The organism is Serratia sp. OLAL2 (assembly GCF_002752475.1).
Taxonomy (GTDB): domain Bacteria; phylum Pseudomonadota; class Gammaproteobacteria; order Enterobacterales; family Enterobacteriaceae; genus Serratia; species Serratia bockelmannii.
The window spans coordinates 60654-79698 of sequence record NZ_MSTL01000019.1 but is presented as its reverse complement, the minus strand read 5'-3'; the positions used below and the strand labels follow the sequence as shown (position 1 = coordinate 79698).

Here is a 19045-nt window from a genome sequence, read left to right as displayed (position 1 = left end):
TGTCATTTTGCTGCATGTTACCGCCTGGCAGTCGCCATTGGGTGAATAATGTTCGCAGTATGCGCCCGGCAGCGCGGCAGGCACAGCGAAGAAAGGTAAAAACGCGTAAAAGTGGCGCTGGCAAAACGCGCAGTCGCGCTTGGGACGGATGCAGACGGCCGGCAATACGTTGTACTATCCTGTCTGCATTGATGCATTTTTCCTAAAGGTATAATCATGGCGACGGCAATTCCACAGAAATACGAGCACCTTGAGCGCTGGGCGTTCGGCGATACCGAGCAGCAGGCCGATGAAGTCGTGCAATTGATCCTCAATGGCACCAAAACGGCCACCTGTTCTAACCTGGACGGCGAAGGGATCCCACAGGCCGGCGATCTGTTCCTGGTGGTGGACGGCAAGGGTGAGCCGGTTTGCGCAGTCGAGTTGACCGCGGTGGAAATGAAAACTTACGATCAGGTTGATGAAGCGCACGCCTTTGCCGAAGGCGAGGGCGATCGCTCGCTGGCGCACTGGCGCAAAGAGCTGCAGCGCTTCTTCGAAGAGTATGACCTGTTCTCGCCGGACATGACGCTGGTGCTGATGAATTTCAAAGTCGTCGACAAATTTTAATCTTATGCGCGCCGTTCCCTACGAGTGCCAGTGGGCGAGCCCGGAGCTGGCCGCCGATCTGATCGCCGGCCGCGCGACGCTGGCGCAAGACGAAAATTGGGCACGCAGCGGCGCCCGCGATCGGGCAGAGTACGTCGAGTGGGCCAACCACGTGTGCGGCATGGCCTGCCTGAAAATGGTGCTGGGCCACCGCGACGGTGAAGCGCCGCCGCTGCTGGAGCTGGCGCGCCGCAGCCTGCCCTACGGCGCCTATGTACGCGAAGGTGAGCGGATAAAGGGGCTGATTTATGCGCCGTTCGTCGAGTATGTGCGCGAGCAGTTCGCGCTGCAAGCGGAGGTGAAGGTGGGGCTAGAGGCCGCCGAGGTGCCGGCGCTGCTTCATGAATGCCGCTACTTTATCGCCTCGGTGCATCCCTCCATTCGCCGGCCGGAGAGTACGCCGCCGCAGCGGGGCGGGCATCTGGTGCTGATCACCGCCGCCGATGCGCAAAGCGTGATCTTCCACAATCCTTCGGGCGACAGCCCGGCGACGCGCGAGCGGGTGCACCTGCCGCTCAGCCGCTTCGCCCCTTTCTTTGCCGGCCGCGGCATCGCCATCGCATAAAAAAACGCGCTGTTTCCGATGAAAACAGCGCGTCGTCAGCAGTTCTGATGCATTTTCATGCCAGCCGCATCACCCAGGCGTCCGCTTGCCGATCGTAGTGTTGCTTGTACAGCAGCGACTGTTTGCCGTCGAGGATGGCCGGGATGCTGGTATGTTCATCCCAGCCGTCCAGCTGCATGCACAGATCCGGATCGGACTTGCAGGGAATGCTCAGGGTGCCGGTGCGGTCGGCGCCGGCGTGAAGATGCGCGTCATCGACCTCGAAGCTGCCAATTTTTACGACGGTTTTGCTCATGGGAACTCCTTGCTCAATGGTGTGGTAGGAGGTTAGACCAGTTTGGCCATTGGTAAGAGCATAGCCAAATGAGCAAAAAATGCCACATAAAAATTACATTTTGGAAACAATTTCCACGCCGGCAAAACACAACGCCTAGTACTCCACCACAAAACTGAGCGTGTCCTGATAGCTGCCGACCGCCACTTCCGTCTGCGCCGCATTGACCGCCGCCTTATACGGGATGCTTTGCGCCAGGCCGGTGCCGGCGCCGCTCTGTTTGTTGGTGCTATCCCAAACGGTCGTCGTATTAGGCAAGTAAATCTGGTACTGCATGAAATTGCTGGTACCGCTTTTCATGCGTCGCCAACCGGAAACCGGGTTATTGCCGTTGGTGAAATAGGTGTTGTATCCCTCGGTTTTGGTGCAGGTCAGGGTGATGCTCTGATTGACAGGATTGAACTGCCCGACCAACGCCATGCTGCCGAAGTTGACGTTGGGCGCGGTGCCGATCAGGCAGTCTTTGGTGATGGTGACGCTGACGCTGACCGTGCTGGGTTTGTCGACGCCGTCCCACCAAACGCACAGGCCGAGCACGCCCAGGCCGCAAATATGGTAATTCCAGATCAGGTTGATGCTGTCGGTATAGGTGCCTGCGCGCACGTTGGCGCCGGCGGTGGTTTTGATATACAGCGGAAAGTTGACGTTGGAGGAAATCAGGATCAGCGACAGCAGGTTCAGCGAGCTGTAGTCGATGGTTTGGCCGATGCTGTAAGGATATTGGTAGTTGGCGTCGGGGTAGATCAGGTAAGCGATTTTATCGCCGGAACCGTCGGTGTTGGCAACCGCCATATTGTTGGTGGTGGAGGCGATCTTGACCGTGACGGTGTTTTGCGTGAGCAAATTGAGGCCGAGGCCGGTGCAGTTGAGGCCGGCGGTGCCCTGGGCGTTGATCTGCCCATTGTAGACCACGAAAGAGCTGCTCCCCGGTAAGGTGACGGTGCCGTTGGTGGTGGCGCAGTCGGCGAATGCGCGCTGACAGAGCAGCAGCGAAAGGGTTAACAATAAGGCTTTCAATCCCCGAAACATAGTGACTCTCCGTCGTTGAATTAGCGGCAGACAACCGGGCCGACGCGCTGGATGCCCTGAGGCTTCGCCAGACTGAATTCCGCCTGGCACGGCGGGCCGCCGTCGGCCGGGATCACGCTCAGGCGATTGTGTTGTTGCACCGGGTCGATATAGGTCATGCCATCCCAACCGACATAGCTTTGCTGATGACCGCCAACCACCGCCACCTGGCTGCCGTTGGCCAGCGGTTTGCCTTGCTCGTCAACCAGTTCGACGTCGGCGGCGGAGATGGGTTGGATGGGGAACTCGACCAGAAAACCGCTGTGATCGCGAATGGCGACGGTTTTTTCCACTGTCGGCAGCGCGACGTCGGCGGGCAGGCTGAGCGGATCAATCTGGAATTTCGCATGGTAGTAAGAGGTGACGGTCGGCACCAGTAAATAGCCCTGGGCATCGGTCTTGCCGATCGGCTGGTTCTCATAGCTCACCGGAATGTCGGCGTATCCTTGCGTGGACACCAGCGCAAAGGCATCGTTGATGGTGTTGGTGGCATACACGCCGCCGTTCATCGCCACCAGCGAACCGCTGATTTCTCCCCAGTGGTTGGTTTCATCACGGGTACCGTATACGCCCGCTCGGGCTTCGAGCCTGCGGGTGCGCCAGGTCAGATCCGCCTGGCGGTAATCGCCGCCGCTCGGGTTATTGGCGTAGGCCAGATTCCAACCGAAACCGCCATCAGTCGGCGCGGCGCGGCTGTAGCTGACGCGTTCGCTCCAGCGGTTGTTGTTGTCGCGCGCGGCGCTGAAGCTGGCGGTACCCCAACTGTCGAACGGAATGGAGAGCTGCAGTTGGGCACTGTAACCGCTGCTGCCGATTTCCCGGTTCAGCGAGGCGTACAGGCTGCTGTTGCGCCAAAGCGACACACTGTAGGACAGGTTCATCAGGCGAGTTCGTTGGGCGATGGCGTCGCGTACGTCAAAATAACCGGCGCCGAGGCTGCCGACTCGGCCCAGGCTGACGCTGCCGGTCAATTGATCGGTGCGGCGGCTCAGACGGTAGTCGCTTTTATACACGGAAATGTCGCCAAAATCGGCGCTGCGCAGGATACGTTGCGCGTTGAGGCTGAAGCGTGAGTTGCTGTAGGTGTAGCCAAAACTGCTCTGATCGCCGTGGTTGCCGGTGTAGCGATAGACGGGCTGGGGATCCGGCTGTTGCAACGTCCTGCCGGTCAGCGGGTCATAATACGTGGGGGATTGTATCGGCCGGCCGCCGTTAAACGCTTCGTCACCGGCCTGGCTGACGCTGTAGGACGCGTTGAAAACCCCCCATTGCCCGACGCGAATGTCGGCGCCGCCGCCGCCGACCGCCAATTCGGCTGCGCCTTCGGCGCGTCCTTCCAGGGTTAACCAATCAGTGACGCCGTAACGTAAACTGGCGCTACCAACCCATTGCCCGTAATCGGCAGAATTCAACCCGTAGTTGCGCCGCAGCAAACCGGTGGAAACGCTGAAATCGCTCATGCCGGTCTGCAGCAGGTTGCTGGCCACGTAGAACGGTACCGTGGTGCTGACCTGACGGCCGAGGGCGTCGGTGGTGATGACCGTGGCCTGACCCGCACCGTTAATGTAGGGCACGCTGTTAAGGGTGAACGGCCCGGGATTGATGTTGATGGTGCTGTTTTTATAGCTGTTGATGTATAAATCGACGCTGCTGGGCAATGCTGCCTGGCCGGAAAATTGCGGTAGCGGATAGGTGATAAGATCCGGGCGTACCGCGAAATTGCGCGCCAATTGCAAGCCGCCGATGCGCACGGCGCTGCTCCAGGGGAGCGAGCCGGTGGTTAGGTCACCGGCGATCACACTCAGCATCCGCTGGTCATCGTTGAAGCGCCAGTAGCTGTCGTATCGAATATAGCGGCCGCCATCGTCGTTTGGCCCGCCGTTAAACCCGCTGCGGTAGATGCCGGTGTTGGCGATGACGCCGAAACCGTCGAACAGCCGCTGTTCGCTCCACGCCGACAGGTAGCCTGGTCGGCCATTGCCGTTGCTTTGGCTGGCATAGATGTCGTAGTTAAACAGCAAACCCAGGCTGCTTTGCGCCGGCAAGCGTTGCAGCGGTGAATGGGCGCCGATGGTTTGCTGCGGCAACCAGTCGTTGGGCACGTTGATCAGCAACTGCTGGCTCTCGCCGCTGTAGCTGACATCCACCTTCTCCAGCCGATCGACGGCGATGTCTTTCGCCTGTTTATCCGCTACCGGCAGCCCGGCGTCGAGCAGTTGCTGGGGCGTCATGTAGTAATGGCCGCCGCGGTAGTTGACTGGCACGACGTTGCCGGTTTGGCGCCCGTTGACGACCGGCTCCAGATACAGCGTGGTGTCCGGCATGCTGATGGCGCTGGGCGGCGGGGGCAGATCGTCGCCGAACGCGAACGGCAGCCAGCCGCCGGCCGCCATGCTCAGCATGGCAAACGCCAGCGGCTTGAGGTTGAAACGCCGCGTCGATAGCCTCCCTGTCGGCTGCACCTGGGCCTCAATAAGACGGAATGGCTACGGGCTGTTTGTTGTCATTGACCGTGGCCATCAGCTTGCCGCTGCTGAAACCGCCGGCGGGTGGCAAAGCGAAGCGCATCTGTGAACCGGGCAGCACGTATCCCATCAGGCCGGGATTTAGGCTGCGCCCTTGCAGCGTCACTTTCGAGATTCGGGCATGCACTGCGCCTTGATTTCGCACCTCCAGCCAGCGTTCGCTGCTTTGCTGCTGTAAACGATAGCTGAGCTTGGGTTGGCTGGCGGTCGCGTAATCGCGCGGTTTTTCGCTGTCCTGTTTGGTCCAAATCCCCTTGCCGCTGACGAACAGCGGCACCGAGTAGCGCATCTGGAATTTCAGCCCCATCTCTGCACCGCCGGGGGCGGCATCCGATGATTGTTCTTTCACCGGCACTTCATCGACCAAAATGCGATAGGCGCGCTCCTGTCCCGCCGCCGGCGCCGACTGTTTGATCAGGCGTATCAGCTGGCGTTTGCCTGGCGCGATCGACGCCACCGGCGGACTGGCGATCACGTCGCTTTGGTTGCTGTAATCGTCTTTGCCGGCGGTTTGCTTCCAACCCAACACGCGAATTTGCATATAGACCGGTTTGCTGTCGCGATTTTCAAGCCACAGCGCGGTGGCCTGTTGTTGATCTTCAATCACTGGATCGATCGGCCAAATGAGAATGGAAGCCGCGGCCAGGGCGTGCTGTTGGCTTGCCAGGAGCAAGGCTGCCGTTAACGGCAGACGGAAGGGTATGCGCATAACTCAATCCTTATTGCAAAAAAACTTAATAAGTGACCGTCAACAAGACCGTATCGCTGTAAACGCCACTGGTGGGCAGGGTACTGGTCGAAAACAGACGGGCGTAAACCTTGATTTCTTGCGTGCTACCGGTGGCGGCGACGGTCTGCGCCGCGCCGCCGTTAGCGCCATCGCCCCAAAGGGTGGCGTAGTTGCTGTCTTGATAAAGTTGATACAGCAGCGTTTCCGACGTGATAGCGTTTTGTAATTTTCTGCCGCCGGCGATGGATCCGGTCACGTGATTGCCGACGCCGAGGGCCAGCGTGACGCTCAGCCCCGGGTTGCAGCGAAACAGCACCGAACCGGCGCCGCTGCTGGATACGACGCTGACTGCGTTGCTCAGTGAGGACAACTGGCCGAAGTTCAGGGTGCCGAAGGTGGTCACGTCACTGACGCCGCTGCCCAATACGCAGCCTTTAACCACGGTTGCATTGACGGTGAACGGCTGGCTTTTGGTCAAGTCGTTGACGCCGGTATCGCTTTGGGCCGGGGAAAGCGGCAGGCAGAACAGCAAACCGCAAATTGAAGCGCGCATCGTCATTACCAATTGATCGTGACCTGTACCGTATCGGTGTAGCTGCCTGTCGGGGGTGTGGATTGCGCCGGAATCATGCCATAGACCGGCAGCCAGTTGTCCGAACCGTTGGCGGTTTGTGACACGCCCGTCAGATTATCCCAAATGGTGCTGTGGGCGGCGTTGGTATACAGGTTGTAATTCACCCGTTGGCCGGCCGCGCTTTGCAGGTAGCGGGCAGCGGTATTGCCGCTTTGCCCGCCGCCAAGCAGAACGCTGTAGCTGGTGCCGTTGGTGCATTTCACCCGAATGGCGCCGGCGTTTTGTTGCCCGGCGACGCTGGTTGCGGTGCTGAGAAAATACAGCGTGCCGAAATTCAGCGTGCCGAAGCTGACATTGCCGCCTGAGCTGTTGCCGGCCTCACAGGCGCTGAGCAAGGTCGCGCTAACGCCGAGGGTCGCGGTTTTACTGTCGGCCTGCGCCAACAGGCTGCACGCCCATAATCCGCAGCAGCAAAGCGCGCGCCGCACCGTTACCAGGTGACCGTCATCGTGACGGTATCGTTATAGGTGTCTGCCGCCGGGGTAGAACCAGCCGCAGGGACGCGGCCATACACGATCAGCGGAACGGCGGCGCCGGTGCCGGTGCCGGTCCGCGCGTTGGCGCCGCTGCCCCAGGCGGTGGTGCGTGCGGCATCCTGGTACAGGTTATAGCTGATGAAGGCGCCTGCCGTGCTGGCCATGCGGCGTTGGGTGCCTGAAGTGACATGGAGCCCGTTGTCCAGCGCCACCGTGTAGTCTGTGCCGGTAGTGCAGGTCAATGACAGCGTACCGGCCCCCCCTGCGCCGGTGGCGCTGGCGTCGATGATGTTGGCCAGTGAAGAGTAAGTACCGAAGCTGATGGAGCCGAAGTCGTTGACGGAACCGCTGCTGCTGCCGCCCCCCACGACGCAACCGGCGCCGATGGTCAGCGTCACGCCTAACGTGCCTTGAATGGTGCCTGCTGCGTTAGCCGCGCCGTTGGCGCACAGCAGGGTTGCTACCGAGGTCAATGCCATCAGAGTTTTTTTCATCTTATATTCCTTGCCGTATGAGAGAAAGCCCGCAAAGACGCCACCCAGAGGTGAGTTGAACGTATTCATTTAGCTGCACTTTAATTAATAGAATAAGAATCGGGAATTGTCTTGATGAAAACGAGAAACTTTTTATTCTCATTCCCCCGGTTGACGGGGCTTGTAGGCGAGCTATACCGATAAAGTGAAATGATTAGAATAATAACGAACGGCGATGGGAATATTATTAGCGTTATTTTATTGCCGGGGAATTTCATTCCCCGGCGCGGTATCGTTTACAGGTGGAAATCCAGCACGCCGTCGCGCACCAGTTCGCGCGGCAGGTTATTCTTTATGCGGCTGCCGATGCGTTTGGCGATGCCCAGCGGTTGCCCCTGATAGGTGACGATGCACTCGTCGCCCGCCGGCGGCTGCTCAGGGTAGAGATCGCGGCCGTGATACCACTCCTGGGCCAGCACGGCGTCCAGCTCGAAATGCTGTTTGCCGCCGGCACCCGCGAGGGCGATCGCCGCTTCGTGCTGCCAACGGAAACCTTTCGGGAAGCGCTCCGCCAGCTTGAGGCCGATACGCGAGAAGCGCACTTTGCCAAACAGCGGCTCCAGCTCGGCCGGGAAGAGCCAGATTTCCTTGTCGCGCTCCCACAGCCGGCTGTCATCGCCCCAGGTTAAGCCGGATGCGGCGGCGGCTTGGGCGACCAGCGCTGCCTCTTTGCAGGACAGCGGGCTGAACGGGAATTTACCGACTTTATAGGTCGGCTTCTCCAACGGCGCCACGGCGTGTTTTTTACGCAGGCGGGCGACGAAAAACCCTTCGCTGTCGTAAATCTGCGGGAAGACGTGCAGGAAGCCCTCGGCGGTCAACGCCTTGTCGGCGCCGGGGAACAGCTCACCCAGCGGCTCGACGCTGACTGCGTCGCCATAGGTATCCAGCAGCCAGCGCACCACCTGCTGATTTTCCTGCGCATTAAGCGTGCAGGTGGAATAAACCATCACGCCGCTCGGTGCCAGCGCATGAAACGCGCTGTCGATCAGCTCGCGCTGGGTGGCGGCGATCTCGGCGACGCTGTCCGGCGACCAGTTGCTCATGGCGTCCGGATCCTTGCGCACCACACCTTCGCCGGAACAGGGGGCGTCGAGCAGAATGGCGTCGAAACTCTCCGGCAATGCAGCGCCGAACACCCGGCCATCGAAGTGGGTCAGCGCGGTGTTCTTCACGCCGCAGCGGCTGATATTGGCGTGCAGCACTTTCACCCGGCTGGCGGAGTATTCGTTGGCGACGATGCCGCCCTGGTTGCCCATCAACGCGGCGATCTGGGTGGTTTTGGAGCCCGGCGCCGCCGCCACGTCCAGCACTCGAGTAGGCGCCGCGTCGCCCGAGAACAGCGCGCTGACCGGCAACATCGAGCTGGCCTCCTGAATATAGAACAGACCGCTCAGGTGTTCGGCGGCGCTGCCTAATCGCAGCTCTTCATCGTCGCGCTCGATCCAGAACCCTTCCGCGCACCAGGGAATGGGCTCCAATCGCCAGTCGTAATCCTGCACCAGCGCCAGGAAGTCGGCGACGCTGATTTTCAGCGTGTTGACGCGCAGACTGCGGCGCAGGGGGCGCTGGCAAGCGGCGATAAAATCGTCCATCGCCAGCTCGGCGGGCATGATGGCGCGGGTGGCGTCGAGGAAAGCGGGGGGCAGAAAAACGGCGGTGGATTTGGCCACGGGGCGAACTCTCAGGGTGCAATAAAGACAAGGGCGAGAGTTTATCACAAAGCGGAAAAAAACAGGGCCCGGCATTGCCGGGCCCTGAGGAAAACGCGAAAGTTAATCGCGCGGAATGGCGGTGCCCCAGGTTTTCCAGTCCTTCGGCTCTTCCGGATTCAGCAGGAAGTGCTTGTTCGGCGTCGCTTTCGGCGCCAGCGGAATAGTCGGCGGGGTGGCGAAGGCGATACCGCCGCGAATGAACTGCTGGAAGGTGCCGCTCTTGATCACGCCGCCGGTCAGGCCGAACTGCAGGTTGTAACCCGACGCCAGCCAGAACACGCTGTTGTTGCGCACCAGATGTTGATACTTCTTGCTGATGCGCAGCGCAACGTGCACCCGGTCTGACATGGCGCCAAGGTAGAAACCGGTGATGGTGCCGACCTCTACGCCGCGGAACAGCACCGGCGTGCCGATCTGCAGCGAGCCGGTTTCGGCGGCGTCGAGCACGACGCTCAGGCCGTCGAGATAGCGCGAGTCGGTGATGCTGGCCTGCTGCAGTTCGAAAGTGCGCAGCTCGCGGCCGCGCCCCGGCTCCACGTTGATATAAGGCTGGAGCAGGGTATCGAGGTTGCTGACGCCGGCGGCGGAGATCTCCGGCGACACGATCGAGAAGCGGCTGCCGAGGCGCGCGAAGGTCTGCACGTATTCCGGATACAGCACCGCTTTAGCCAACACTTCGTTGCGCTCCGGCGCCAGCTGCAGCGACTCCACCTGGCCGACGTCGATGCCGAGGTAACGCAGCGGCATGCCCGCCGACAGCTTGCTGGCGTCGTAGGTTTTCAGCGTGATTTGGCTGCCCACCGCGCGAGCGGCGGTTTCGCTGGCGTAGAGCACGCGGTTGGCGCCTTTGTTCAGCGTCACGCCCTGCAGGTTGTCGAAGCTGATGGCGCCTTTCAGCGCGCGGTTGAGCGGGGAGGCCTGCACCGTCAGGCCGCTGCCGTTGAGCTGCACTTTGGCGCCGCCTTCGGCCCAGAAGATGCTTTCGCGAGTCAGCAACTTGCGGTATTCCGGGCTGATGTAGACGTCCACCTCAAACTCGTTGGCCTTCGGCCGGACGTTGACGATCTCGCCCACCTGGAATTTGCGGTACAGCACCACCGAGCCGGCCTGCACGTCCGGCAGGCTGGTGGCGCTGAGGGTCAGGGTGGTAGAAGGGGCGTTGCCGACGATGCCTTCCTCGGCTTTTTCGCTGTTGGCGTATAGCGGGTACTGGCCGCCTGGTTCCCCTTTGCTGCCGGGGATAATGCGCACGCCGCCGTCCACCCATTCCTGGGCGCTGGCGCCGAGCACTTCCATACCGTCAATGCCCAGCTTGACGTCGAGACGGCTGTTGACCACGAATTTGCTGTCTTTATGCAGCAGGCCGCGGTACTGCGCGTCGATGGCGGCGGTGAACACCACGCCGCCGGCGGTCAAGGTGCGGCTCAGGATTTGGCCGACTTTCACGCCGTGCACCACCAGCGGCTGCCCGACGTCGATGCCGTAGCTTTGCGGCGCATTCAGCGTGACGGTCAGCACACCCGGCTGTTGCAACAGCGTTTCGCTGCTGTCCAGCACGTTGAAGCGCTGCTGCGGTTCGCCTTCACCCGGCACCAGTTCCAGCGTGGTGCCGGTCAGCAGTTGGCTGAGCTTGGTGTCGTTGAGGCTGATGCGCGGGCTGCGCATCACGATGCGGGTGCCGCTGCGCATCAGATCGACCACCGAAGGATCGATGGTCAGTTCACCGATGACTTTGCTGTCCTGTTGCAACGTCAGCTTGGTCAGGGTGCCGACCTGCAGTCCCTGGTACATCAGCGGCGTGCGGTTTTCACTCAGGCTGTTGCCGCTCGGCAGATCCAGCAAAATATTGACGCCGCGCTGGCTGTGGGCCAGATCCGGATACAGGGTATAGCTCTGATCGCCCTTGGCCTGCTGGCCATCGGCCGGCGAATCGAAGGCGATGGCGCCGTTGACCAGCGCCGCCAGGCTCTCCATTTGCACCGTGGCGCCGGACAGGCTGAAATCGCCCTTGAAGCCGGAGACATTCCAGAAGCGGCTGTTGCTCTTCACCAGGTTGGCGAAGCGGCGGTCGATCAGCACGTCGATGGTCACGCCCTTGTTGCCTTCGCTGATGGTGTAGTCATACACCTTACCGACCGGGATTTTACGGTAATAGACCAGCGAGCCGCTGTTGAGCGAACCCAGGTCGTCGGCATGCAGGTGAATCATCAGTTCGCCGGTGTTTAGGCGGTACTTCGGCTGGGTATCGAGCGCGGTGAAGTGGGTTTGCTCCTTGCCGCTGCCGGGCATCATGCCGATATAGTTACCGCCGACCAGCGCATCGAGCCCGGATACCCCGGCCAGCGAGGCCTTGGGCGTCACTAGCCAGAACTGGGTGCCTTCGCGCAGCGAGTCTTCCAGATCGCTTTTGATGCTGGCTTCCACCACGATGCTGCGTAAATCTTTGCTCAGGCTGATTTTTTGCACCGTGCCGACCTCAACGCCCTGGTAGCGCACCGGCGTGCGGCCGGCGACGATGCCTGCCGCTGATTGGAAATCGATGGTGACGGTGGTGCCGCGCTCCTGGAAATTGTTATAGACCAGCCACCCGGCGATCAGCAGGGCGATGAACGGCAGTAACCAGAACGGTGAAATGCGGCGTTTGTTCTTGACCCGCGCTTCAGTCGGTGTAGTCGGCGTTTCCTGTTGCATGTGCATCCCAAATCAATCGGCTATCGAGCCATTCAACGGCAAGAATAGTCAAAATGACCGCCGAGCCAAAGTAAAACGCGGCCGGTCCCATAGTAAAAGATAACAGTTGATCGCGATTTACCAGCGACATCATCAAGGCGATAACGAACAGATCGAGCATCGACCAACGGCCGATCCAGGTGACCAGGCGCAGCAGACGAATGCGCGTTTTCAGGCTGTGCGAGGTTTTGAAGTGGATGCTCAGCAACAGCATGATCAGCACGATCACCTTGGTGAAGGGCACCAGCACGCTGGCGATGAACACGATAGCGGCGATCGGCACGTTGCCGGAGGTGGCCAATGAGACCACGCCGGAGAAAATGGTGTCTTCCAGCCGTGTGCCGTTGGCGTAAATGATGGAAATCGGCAGCAGGTTGGCCGGTATCAGCAGGATCATCGCGGCGATCAGCGCCGCCCAGGTTTTCTGCAGGCTGTAGGGCTGGCGATGGCACATCGGCACATGGCAACGCGGGCAGCGGCCGCGCGCGTCGGGATAGCCGGTATAGTGGCAGGACAGACAAATGTGCAGCGCCGTCGGCGGGCCTTCCGGCTGTTCCTGCGGATAGTAGCGCTCCCACAGCTGCTCCAGGTTGACGTGGATCAGCGTCAGGATGCTCAGCACCGTGAGCGACAGGTAAGCGATCAGCGCGCTGCCGGGCTGGATGTCGGCGTAATCCTGCACTTTGATCGCCGCCACCGCCATGCCGATCAGATAAATGTCCAGCATTACCCACTCTTTGAGCCGCTCCAGCATCAGCAGCACCGGGCGCAGGTTCATGCCGAGCGCATGGCCGACGCGCAGGTACAGCAGCGACAGCACCAGCGTCAGCGGGGCGCCGAGGGTGCAAAACGCCACCATGCTGGCGGTGAGCGGATCGCCCTGGCGGCTCATCTGCCAGATGCCCTCCAGCAAACTGGCGTCGATGCGCGTGCCGAGCAGACGAATGCTGATCAGCGGTTCGGTGAAGGCGAACGGCATCAGCAGCAGCATGGCGATCGCCATGGCGGTCAGACGCGTCATCGACCAGTCGCGGCCGTTCACCACCTTGGCGTTGCAACGCGGGCAATAGGCGGCCTGATTGCCGCTGAGCGGCGGCAGCACGAACAGCAGGTCGCACTCGCAGCAGCGCTGGTGACGCGCTTTGGAAAGGGGAGCGGTGATCGCGTGTATTTTCATTTTTGACAAGTAGCTGCCCTTGAGCCCGCCGGAAGTGTCAGCGTAGCTGAAAAATAAACCGGCCGCGTCACCGGCGATCGGGCGCCGGACGGTAAAACGAGGTAAACCGGGATTCTGAGCGGCAAACATACCCCGAGCGACGGGGTTTTGTGAAGCAACAGATGATTAACCTTGTGGCTATACGCATTTAATGCTTATTTTATAGGGCCTAAGCTTTGGGCTTCTGGCCATCTTCACTGTTTCAATGGTTAACACATGACAAAAGAACAATTCTACGCGGAATTAAAACGTGACCTGAGCGCGTTGCTCGGCGGGGAAACCAACTTTATCGCGGCGCTGTCCAACGCCAGCGCGTTGCTCAACGAGCGTCTGGATGACGTGAACTGGGTCGGTTTCTATCTGATGGAGGGCGACCAGCTGGTGCTGGGGCCGTTCCAGGGCAAGATCGCCTGCGTGCGCATTCCGGTGGGCAAGGGCGTATGCGGCACGGCGGTGGCGGAAAATCGCGTGCAGCGCGTCGGTGACGTGCATGCGTTTCCGGGCCATATCGCCTGCGATGCGGCCAGCAACGCGGAAATCGTGCTGCCGCTGGCGGTTGGCGGCCGAGCGATCGGCGTTTTGGATATCGACAGCACGGTTTATCAACGCTTCGACGAACAGGATGAAGTGGGCCTGAAAGCAGTGGTGGCGGGGCTTTGTGAGCAACTGGAACAGTGTGACAGTGCGAAATATGTGACTGTAGCGGCAAGTTGATCGACGGTTAACGTGGCAATTACCGATGGCGTCATTATAATGACGCCTGTTCATGCCTGTGGCTTGTTGGCAATACCGTTGTAATCAGGAAATTTCATGGAAAATCAACCTAAGTTGAACTCTAGTAAAGAAGTCATTGCTTTTCTTGCCGAGCGTTTTCCGCTCTGCTTTAGCGCCGAAGGCGAAGCTCGTCCGCTGAAAATCGGTATTTTTCAGGATTTGGTAGAGCGCGTGCAGGGGGAAGAAAATCTCAGCAAAACGCAATTGCGTTCTGCCCTGCGCCTATATACCTCAAGCTGGCGTTATCTGTACGGTGTCAAGGTTGGCGCACAGCGCGTCGATCTGGACGGCAATCCGTGCGGTGAACTTGAGCAGCAGCATGTCGATCATGCTCGCCAGCAGCTTGAAGAAGCCAAAGCGCGCGTTCAGGCACAGCGTGCCGAACAAAACGCCAAAAAACGTGAAGCCGCCGGCGAATCTGCCGATGCCGCTCCGCGCCGTCCGCGTCCAGCCGGTAAAAAACCCGCTGCACGTCGCGAAGGCGGAGCCGCGCCGGAAAACCGCAAGCCGCGCCCACAAACTCGCCCACAGCCCGCTCGCCAACCTCGTGCAGCCAAAGAGGAAAGCCAGCCGCGTTATGCGCCAGTCACGGATATCTCTAAACTGCAAATTGGCCAGGAAATCAAAGTCAGAGCAGGCAAGAGCGCGATGGATGCTACCGTACTCGAAATCGCTAAAGATGGCGTACGTGTGCAGCTCTCTTCCGGTCTGGCGATGATTGTGCGCGCAGAACACTTGCAGTTCTGATACGGAGGCCAACCCAGGCATGAACAAATTCGTCAGATTAACAGCGATTGCAGGGCTGCTGTGGGCGGGTGTCAGTTACGGCGCGGAAACAGCCAACATCCGCATCGGCCAACTGCCCCAACTGCAACAGGAACCCCAGCACGCTACGGTGAGTGAGCGCGTCACCTCGCGCTTCACTCGCTCTCATTACCGCCAGTTCGCCCTCGATGCGGAGTTTTCAGGCAAGATCTTCGATCGCTACCTGAACATGCTGGACTACAACCATAACGTGCTGCTGGCCTCCGACGTGGCGCAGTTCGCCGGCAAACGCAATCAGGTTGGCGAAGAGCTGAAAACCGGCAAGCTGGACACCTTCTACGCGCTGTTCAATCTGGCGCAGAAACGCCGCTTTGAGCGTTACACCTATGCGTTGTCGTTGCTGGACAAGCCGATGAACTTCACCGGCAACGGCACTATCGATCTCGACCGCAGCAAAGCGCCGTGGCCGAAAGACAAGGCCGAGCTGGATAGCCTGTGGGATGCGAAAGTCACGTATGACGAGCTGAACCTCAAGCTGACCGGCAAGACCGACAAAGAAATCCGCGACACGCTGACCAAGCGTTATCAGTTCGCCATCAAGCGCCTGACGCAAAGCAACAGCGAAGACGTCTTCCAGCTGGCGATGAATGCCTTTGCGCATGAAATCGACCCACACACCAACTATCTGTCGCCGCGCAACACCGAGCAGTTCAACACCGAGATGAGCCTGTCGCTGGAAGGCATCGGCGCGGTGCTGCAGATGGATGACGACTACACCCTGATCAACTCGATGGTGCCGGGCGGACCGGCGGCGAAGAGCAAGGCGATCACCGTAGGCGATCGCATCGTCGGCGTCGGCCAGGCCGGCAAACCGATGGTGGACGTGATCGGTTGGCGTCTGGACGACGTGGTGTCGTTGATCAAAGGGCCGAAGGGCAGCAAGGTGCGCCTTGAGATCCTGCCGGCCGGCAAGGGCACCAAAACCCGCGTGGTCACCTTGACCCGCGAGCGCATCCGTCTGGAAGACCGCGCGGTGAAAATGACCATCAAGACCGTCGGTAAAGAGAAGGTGGCGGTGTTCGACATCCCCGGCTTCTATGTCGGTCTGACCGATGACGTGAAAGTGCAGCTGCAGAAGATGGCCAAGCAGAACGTCAAGAGCGTGATCATCGATCTGCGCACCAACGGCGGCGGCGCGCTGACTGAAGCGGTGTCGCTGTCCGGCCTGTTCATTCCGAGCGGCCCGGTGGTGCAGGTGCGCGACAACAACGGCAAAGTGCGTGAAGACGCCGACACCGACGGCGTGACCTACTACAAAGGCCCGCTGGTGGTACTGGTCGATCGCTTCAGCGCCTCCGCCTCCGAGATCTTCGCGGCGGCAATGCAGGATTACGGCCGTGCGCTGATTGTCGGCGAACCGACCTTCGGTAAAGGCACCGTGCAGCAGTACCGTTCTCTGAACCGCATCTACGACCAGATGCTGCGCCCTGAGTGGCCAGCGCTTGGCTCGGTGCAGTACACCATTCAGAAGTTCTACCGCGTCAATGGCGGCAGTACCCAGCGCAAGGGCGTGACGCCGGACATTCTGATGCCGACCGGCGTCGATCCGGCGGAAACCGGCGAAGCGTTTGAAGACAACGCTATGCCGTGGGACAGCATCAATGCGGCGACCTACAGCAAGACAGGCGATATGACGCCGTTCGAGCCGGAGCTGCTGAAAGATCACCAGCAGCGCATTGCGCAAAATCCAGAGTTCCAGTACATCGCGCAGGATATCGCGCATTACAAGGCGCTGAAGGATAAACGCAACATCGTGTCCCTCAATCTGGCGGTGCGCGAGAAAGAGAACCACGATGACGACGCGACCCGTCTGAAACGCATCAACGAGCGTCTGGAACGCGCGGGCAAGAAGCCGCTGAAATCGCTCGACGATCTGCCTAAGGATTACCAGGAGCCGGATCCGTACCTGGATGAATCCGTGCATATCGCGCTGGACCTGGCTCATCTGGAAAAAGATCAGCCCGCTCAGCAGCCAACGCCGGCCAAATAAGGCCGCGTACGGCAGGATGAAAAACGCACCCTCGGGTGCGTTTTTTTATGGCGACGCGAAAGCCGGCTTCCCAGCAGGGTGAAGGGAGGTGGGCTGATGCATCGCCTGACAAATTTAGGGTAAAAAAACCTCCGCCTTACGCAACAATCGTTTACAATTTGCCAAATCCCGGTCGCGCGCCGTTTTTGTAAAGTTTCGTATTTTTAGTAGGTTAATGACGCGCGACTCTTGAAACTGTGACGAATGCCCATACGATCTAGGGTATCTTAGACAGCGTTTTGTTAACATTTATGAGGAAGTAAACAATTTATGATGCGTATAGCTCTGTTCCTGCTCACCAACCTGGCGGTGATGTTGGTTTTCGGGCTGGTGCTCAGCCTGACAGGAATCCAATCCAGTAGCGTTCAGGGCCTGATGATCATGGCCGGTCTGTTCGGCTTCGGCGGCGCTTTCGTGTCGTTGCTGATGTCCAAGTGGATGGCGCTGCGCTCCGTCGGCGGGGAAGTGATTGAACAACCGCGTAACGAAACAGAAAACTGGCTGCTGGAAACGGTACGCCGTCAGTCGCAGCAGGCGGGCATCGCCATGCCGCAGGTCGCTATCTACCACGCGCCGGACATCAACGCCTTCGCTACCGGCGCACGCCGCGACGCCTCGCTGGTCGCCGTCAGCACCGGCCTGCTGCAGAGCATGAGCCGCGACGAAGCGGAAGCGGTCATCGCGCACGAAATCAGCCACGTCGCCAACGGCGATATGGTGACCATGACCCTGATTCAGGGCATCGTGAACACCTTTGTCATCTTCATTTCACGCCTGATCGCGCAGGTCGCCGCCGGTTTCCTCGGCAACCGCGACGGTGATGGCGAAGGGGAAGGCAACGGCAACCCGATGATTTACTTCGCCGTGTCGATGGTGCTGGAACTGGTGTTCGGCATCCTGGCGAGCATCATCACCATGTGGTTCTCGCGTCACCGCGAGTTCTATGCCGACGCAGGCTCTGCCAAACTGGTAGGCCGCGAGAAGATGATCGCCGCCTTGCAGCGCCTGAAAACCAGCTACGAACCGCAGGAAGCGGGCAGCATGATGGCGTTCTGCATCAACGGCAAATCCAAGTCGTTCAGCGAGCTGTTCATGTCGCACCCGCCGCTCGACAAGCGTATCGAAGCGCTGCGTTCCGGCCAGTACCTGAAGTAATCGGCTGAATGAAATGAAAAACCCCGGCTTGCCGGGGTTTTTTTATGGCATGCCTGAACCGCTTTTTCAGCGGCGGCGGATTCAGCAATGAAATTCGGCGATGAATGGGGTAAAGCGCTTTACCAGAATTTACGGGCGTTAACGCGGTGCAGCAGCGTCCGAAGTCCCTGAAGCCCACCTGCAAACAGCGTCTTTCGGCCTCTCGGTCTGGGCCGGCACGGTGCCAGTCCATCCGGTGAGAGGGCAAGCCGCATCGGGCTCGGTCACGACCGCCTGTTTGGCTTTGGATGCGCATGTTATAAGCTTTGGCGCAATGACATTTGTCCCTGAGGCCCTATGAAAATCAACCACCTTCCCTTACTCAACGGTGATGAGGTGTCGGCGCGTCTGACCGAGTTGGCTGGCGGTGTCGCCGATGCGGTTGCGGAATTGTTGAACCGGCATGATGACGATGATGAACCGCCGGCTATTCGCTGGCATTCAGGCGATCTGCGCCTGCCGGCGTTTTTCCCCGACGAGCACGACGGCCACGATTACGATTACCTGATCGTGGACGGCGATGTGATCGTGGAGGGATGCCTGGCGGTGTCACCGCAGCGAGAGGACGGCGGCATTGTCGTGCTGGGGCGGCTGCAGGCGGATACGCTGATTTGCTGGGGCGGACTGGTCGTGCGTGACGATGTCCGCATACGCCATGCCTATTGCAGCTCAGGAAACGACGGCGCGTTCGTGGTGGGGGGAGACCTGACCGCGCTCACCCTGGTAGAAACGGGGGAGTTTATCCATGTCCATGGCGACCTCGACGCGCGATGTCTCGCTTCGTTGCAGAACTTCGTTCAGGTTGACGGAGAGACGCGCTGTGACTGTCGAATCGACAGCGCGCAGACCGAAGATCTGATAAAGCGCATGTTCACCCCCGGCCTACTGAAAGCCTTCGAGGGGATGGATCACGACGGCCAACGCATTGTTGGCTGGTATCCGGATGACGACGCCTATTTAGCCTGTTTACGACAAGGCCGAAGCCCCTTGAGGCACGGAGACTAACGCCTGGCCTACAATGCTCACGGCATTGCATCCGACGCGGTCCG

At 59.9% G+C, this 19045-nt stretch carries 17 protein-coding genes; 7 read left to right on the top strand and 10 right to left on the bottom strand.

Annotation, left to right across the window (positions count from 1 at the left end; translation table 11 throughout):
• Positions 1-216 precede the first annotated feature (216 nt).
• Together BVU99_RS17705 and BVU99_RS17700 are read left to right on the top strand one after the other, a co-directional pair.
• Positions 217-609 carry an ASCH domain-containing protein gene (locus BVU99_RS17705; protein ID WP_004931522.1) on the top strand — a complete coding sequence of 131 codons (393 nt, stop codon included), beginning with the start codon at positions 217-219 and terminating at the stop codon, positions 607-609.
• Positions 610-613: 4 nt separating this feature from the next.
• Positions 614-1213, top strand: coding sequence for a C39 family peptidase (locus BVU99_RS17700; RefSeq protein ID WP_025302577.1), 600 nt, complete (start codon positions 614-616; stop codon positions 1211-1213).
• A 55-nt stretch (positions 1214-1268) separates the two neighbouring features.
• On the opposite strand, the gene BVU99_RS17695 is transcribed toward BVU99_RS17700, so the two are convergent.
• The 10 genes from BVU99_RS17695 to yebS form a co-directional block, all read right to left on the bottom strand.
• Positions 1269-1508, bottom strand: coding sequence for a DUF1480 family protein (locus BVU99_RS17695; protein ID WP_025302578.1), 240 nt, complete (start codon positions 1506-1508; stop codon positions 1269-1271).
• Positions 1509-1643: 135 nt separating this feature from the next.
• Positions 1644-2576, bottom strand: coding sequence for a spore coat protein U domain-containing protein (locus BVU99_RS17690; RefSeq protein WP_025302579.1), 933 nt, complete (start codon positions 2574-2576; stop codon positions 1644-1646).
• A gap of 20 nt (positions 2577-2596) precedes the next feature.
• A complete protein-coding gene (locus tag BVU99_RS17685) occupies positions 2597-5017 on the bottom strand; it encodes a fimbria/pilus outer membrane usher protein (RefSeq protein WP_244590514.1) in 2421 nt (806 codons plus the stop codon).
• 67 nt (positions 5018-5084) lie between these two features.
• Positions 5085-5849: a molecular chaperone gene (locus BVU99_RS17675; RefSeq protein ID WP_025302581.1), complete on the bottom strand. Its 765-nt coding sequence runs from the start codon at positions 5847-5849 to the stop codon at positions 5085-5087.
• Between the two features lie 25 nt (positions 5850-5874).
• Positions 5875-6423 carry a spore coat U domain-containing protein gene (locus BVU99_RS17670; protein ID WP_168186800.1) on the bottom strand — a complete coding sequence of 183 codons (549 nt, stop codon included), beginning with the start codon at positions 6421-6423 and terminating at the stop codon, positions 5875-5877.
• A gap of 5 nt (positions 6424-6428) precedes the next feature.
• On the bottom strand, positions 6429-6932 hold the full coding sequence (locus tag BVU99_RS17665) for a spore coat U domain-containing protein (RefSeq protein ID WP_099817349.1): 504 nt from the start codon (positions 6930-6932) through the stop codon (positions 6429-6431).
• A 2-nt stretch (positions 6933-6934) separates the two neighbouring features.
• Complete coding sequence (locus BVU99_RS17660) at positions 6935-7474, bottom strand: spore coat U domain-containing protein (protein WP_016928005.1); 540 nt, start codon at positions 7472-7474, stop codon at positions 6935-6937.
• A gap of 275 nt (positions 7475-7749) precedes the next feature.
• Positions 7750-9186 carry a 16S rRNA (cytosine(1407)-C(5))-methyltransferase RsmF gene (gene rsmF / locus BVU99_RS17655; RefSeq protein WP_099817350.1) on the bottom strand — a complete coding sequence of 479 codons (1437 nt, stop codon included), beginning with the start codon at positions 9184-9186 and terminating at the stop codon, positions 7750-7752.
• Between the two features lie 102 nt (positions 9187-9288).
• Positions 9289-11919 carry a PqiB family protein gene (locus BVU99_RS17650; protein ID WP_099817364.1) on the bottom strand — a complete coding sequence of 877 codons (2631 nt, stop codon included), beginning with the start codon at positions 11917-11919 and terminating at the stop codon, positions 9289-9291.
• Entirely contained in the window at positions 11888-13135 is a 1248-nt protein-coding gene (gene yebS, locus BVU99_RS17645; RefSeq protein ID WP_025302586.1) for a membrane integrity lipid transport subunit YebS, read from the bottom strand. Before yebS ends, BVU99_RS17650 begins: the two co-directional genes overlap by 32 nt.
• Positions 13136-13390: 255 nt before the next feature.
• Here yebS and BVU99_RS17640 point away from each other — a divergent pair, with 255 nt between their 5' ends.
• From BVU99_RS17640 to BVU99_RS17620, 5 genes are all read left to right on the top strand, one after another.
• A complete protein-coding gene (locus BVU99_RS17640; protein ID WP_025302587.1) occupies positions 13391-13888 on the top strand; it encodes a GAF domain-containing protein in 498 nt (165 codons plus the stop codon).
• 96 nt (positions 13889-13984) lie between these two features.
• The gene (gene proQ, locus BVU99_RS17635; RefSeq protein WP_004931497.1) at positions 13985-14695 is read left to right on the top strand and encodes an RNA chaperone ProQ; all 711 of its coding nucleotides are present in this window, start codon (positions 13985-13987) and stop codon (positions 14693-14695) included.
• Between the two features lie 19 nt (positions 14696-14714).
• Complete coding sequence (prc, locus tag BVU99_RS17630) at positions 14715-16763, top strand: carboxy terminal-processing peptidase (RefSeq protein ID WP_060432937.1); 2049 nt, start codon at positions 14715-14717, stop codon at positions 16761-16763.
• A 309-nt stretch (positions 16764-17072) separates the two neighbouring features.
• On the top strand, positions 17073-17957 hold the full coding sequence (gene htpX / locus BVU99_RS17625) for a protease HtpX (protein WP_016927998.1): 885 nt from the start codon (positions 17073-17075) through the stop codon (positions 17955-17957).
• Between the two features lie 336 nt (positions 17958-18293).
• Positions 18294-19001: a hypothetical protein gene (locus tag BVU99_RS17620; protein WP_099817351.1), complete on the top strand. Its 708-nt coding sequence runs from the start codon at positions 18294-18296 to the stop codon at positions 18999-19001.
• Positions 19002-19045: the final 44 nt, after the last annotated feature.

What these genes read in the sequence shown, in the direction of transcription:
- BVU99_RS17705 (WP_004931522.1), top strand. Translation starts at nt 217, where the DNA reads ATGGCGACGGCAATTCCACAGAAATACGAGCACCTTGAGCGCTGGGCG.
- BVU99_RS17700 (WP_025302577.1), top strand. Translation starts at nt 614, where the DNA reads ATGCGCGCCGTTCCCTACGAGTGCCAGTGGGCGAGCCCGGAGCTGGCC.
- BVU99_RS17695 (WP_025302578.1), bottom strand. Translation starts at nt 1,508, where the DNA reads ATGAGCAAAACCGTCGTAAAAATTGGCAGCTTCGAGGTCGATGACGCG.
- BVU99_RS17690 (WP_025302579.1), bottom strand. Translation starts at nt 2,576, where the DNA reads ATGTTTCGGGGATTGAAAGCCTTATTGTTAACCCTTTCGCTGCTGCTC.
- BVU99_RS17685 (WP_244590514.1), bottom strand. Translation starts at nt 5,017, where the DNA reads ATGCTGAGCATGGCGGCCGGCGGCTGGCTGCCGTTCGCGTTCGGCGAC.
- BVU99_RS17675 (WP_025302581.1), bottom strand. Translation starts at nt 5,849, where the DNA reads ATGCGCATACCCTTCCGTCTGCCGTTAACGGCAGCCTTGCTCCTGGCA.
- BVU99_RS17670 (WP_168186800.1), bottom strand. Translation starts at nt 6,423, where the DNA reads ATGCGCGCTTCAATTTGCGGTTTGCTGTTCTGCCTGCCGCTTTCCCCG.
- BVU99_RS17660 (WP_016928005.1), bottom strand. Translation starts at nt 7,474, where the DNA reads ATGAAAAAAACTCTGATGGCATTGACCTCGGTAGCAACCCTGCTGTGC.
- BVU99_RS17650 (WP_099817364.1), bottom strand. Translation starts at nt 11,919, where the DNA reads ATGCAACAGGAAACGCCGACTACACCGACTGAAGCGCGGGTCAAGAAC.
- yebS (WP_025302586.1), bottom strand. Translation starts at nt 13,135, where the DNA reads ATGAAAATACACGCGATCACCGCTCCCCTTTCCAAAGCGCGTCACCAG.
- BVU99_RS17640 (WP_025302587.1), top strand. Translation starts at nt 13,391, where the DNA reads ATGACAAAAGAACAATTCTACGCGGAATTAAAACGTGACCTGAGCGCG.
- proQ (WP_004931497.1), top strand. Translation starts at nt 13,985, where the DNA reads ATGGAAAATCAACCTAAGTTGAACTCTAGTAAAGAAGTCATTGCTTTT.
- prc (WP_060432937.1), top strand. Translation starts at nt 14,715, where the DNA reads ATGAACAAATTCGTCAGATTAACAGCGATTGCAGGGCTGCTGTGGGCG.
- htpX (WP_016927998.1), top strand. Translation starts at nt 17,073, where the DNA reads ATGATGCGTATAGCTCTGTTCCTGCTCACCAACCTGGCGGTGATGTTG.
- BVU99_RS17620 (WP_099817351.1), top strand. Translation starts at nt 18,294, where the DNA reads ATGAAAATCAACCACCTTCCCTTACTCAACGGTGATGAGGTGTCGGCG.